The organism is Oleiphilus sp. HI0080 (assembly GCF_001635135.1).
Map to the genome: position 1 here is coordinate 1 of NZ_LWFU01000601.1, position 2,367 is coordinate 2,367.

Here is a 2,367-nt window from a genome sequence, read left to right on the forward strand (position 1 = left end):
TTGATGCTCTTGTTCAACACCATATAAATCGTAAACACGCTGCATGTAAGCGGCGAGTTCTTGGCTCCGTTCCTCAGACTCCAACAACTCTATCAATGCTTGCGCCTCCTCCGTTCGGCAGGAGTTCAATTCCAACAATACATTGCGGCCTTGCTGCATTTCCGCCATCAGCGCTTCTTGATGGCCGCGCACCTCGCTTATAAACTGACTTGCGCCATCAGCGTTGTAATCCGCGGCGTCCAAATACTGTTTGAGGCGATCGTCATACTGCTGTTGAATGGCATAGCCTGCCGGGCAACTCGTTTCAAACGCATTCAGCGCCTCATGGAACCAGCGATACCAGCCTTCTCGCTCCGAGCCTTTGATATATGGCACATGAATCTGAACATCGCGCAATTGGCCGATTCGATCCAAGCGCCCGATGCGCTGTTCCAGCAAATCCGGATTCTTTGGAAGATCCAGTAACACAAGGTTGCTCGCAAACTGGAAATTACGCCCTTCACTGCCAATTTCCGAACAGATCAAGGCCTGAGCACCCTCTTCTCGATCAGCGAAATACGCCGCCGCACGGTCACGTTCGATAATGCTCAAACCCTCGTAGAAGGCGCTTGTTCTAAACCCCTGACGCAGGCGCAAATACTCTTCGACAATCAGCGCACGCTCGGCGCTGGAACAAATTACGAGCACTTTTTCGGAGCGACGCTCCTCAAGGAAATCAATCAGCCAGCTCACCTCTGGGTCGTCCGCGATGGATGTAGCATCAGCGGCAGCGGCTTCGAGCTCATGAGGAACAAGAATCCGCTCTGGGAACCCCTCGACTGCGTCACGGGTATTTCTAAATAAGACTCGCCCTGTTCCATGCAAATCGAGAAGCTCATTGATGAGCTCTGGCACCAGCTCAAAGGAGGTCTTCGACCAGTCATAATCGTCTGGAGAAGACAACACCTGCTCAAGCTCGGCTTTCAATTCCGAATCAATATGCGATTCCGGCTCAAGTGCTTGGAGTCGCTTCACCTGATCTGAAATAGCGCCATAGTGCTTCTCTTGCTCAATGAAAGCTTGAATATCATGGAAGCGATCAGGGTCCAACAAACGTAAGCGCGCAAAGTGGCTCTCCAACCCTGCTTGCTCGGGCGTTGCCGTCAGCAGCAACACACCGCGACTTGCCTGCGCAATGCTTTCTACACAGCGATACTCTTCACTGACATGCTCTGTAGACCATTCAAGATGATGCGCTTCGTCAACCACAAAAAGATCCCACGCAGCCTCACTCGCATAGCGACGCAATTGCTCGCTGTTAGTAAGCGCTGACAAATCACAAAGAACTAGCTGTTCTGATTCAAACGGATTATCGATACCCTCTTCAATCAGCGAGTCACAGCGGTCTTGATCAAAGATAGAGAAGCGCAGATTAAACCGGCGCAACATCTCGACCAACCACTGGTGAATAAGGGTAGAGGGAACACAAATCAGAACACGTGAGCTAAGTCCTCGCTGCAGCTGAGCATGAATGATCATGCCAGCCTCGATCGTCTTACCAAGTCCCACTTCATCAGCAAGAAGAACACGCGGTGCAAAACGCTCAGCGACGCTACGCGCGATATACAATTGGTGCGCCAATAAACTCGTTCTGGAACCGAGCAAGCCCCGAATACCGGCCTTTTGCATGGCGTGACTGTGTTGCAAGGTCTCATAACGCAAACGGAACGCACGATTTCTGTCAAAGTGGCCGTTGCTCAATCGCTGTAAGGGGTTGGTGAACTGGATAAAGCAGTTAAGCTCCACCTCACTCATCCGCTTCAACTGCTTGTTGGTGTCTTTCACCGTGTAAAACACGAGCTCGTCTGCAAGCTCGACATCCTCAATCACATACTCAGCATCTTCATGGTCCGACACCGTGTCGCCAACCTTGTAGATCACACGAGAGATCGGTGCCTGATCGAGCGCATAAGTGCGGACTTCATCCGCTGCTGGAAATGTAATTGCTACTCGCCGTCCTTCAAGCTCAGAGATCATCCCTAACCCTAGTTTTGGTTCGGTTTGACTAACCCATCTCTGACCAACTCGGTAAGACATCTTCTACTACCCCTAAAACAATTAATCTGTAACCTGCTCGGCTAAATGCACGGACAAAACGCGGCGCGCATTCTAGCACTGATGATAAGCGACTCACATAATGATCCACATCAATTTCGTGTCATTCACCGATAATTAATAAGTACCTAAAACTCGGGTTGTAGACTAAACTAAATGCGAGTGAGTGAGAGTGTAGTCGTTCAAGTGAAAGACGCGAGATTCTCTGAGTTCTGAATGAAAGCCTAGCCATCCGACTTAAGGAGGTGTCATGAGATCGAAACTTGCGATTCA

1 protein-coding gene is annotated in these 2,367 nt (G+C 50.2%); it reads right to left on the reverse strand.

All coding sequences use genetic code 11. The annotated features are described in order from the left end of the window. Positions 1–2,076: RNA polymerase-associated protein RapA (rapA, locus tag A3751_RS13140; protein ID WP_068456770.1), on the reverse strand; the 2,076-nt coding region annotated here is incomplete at its 3' end. Positions 2,077–2,367: the final 291 nt, after the last annotated feature.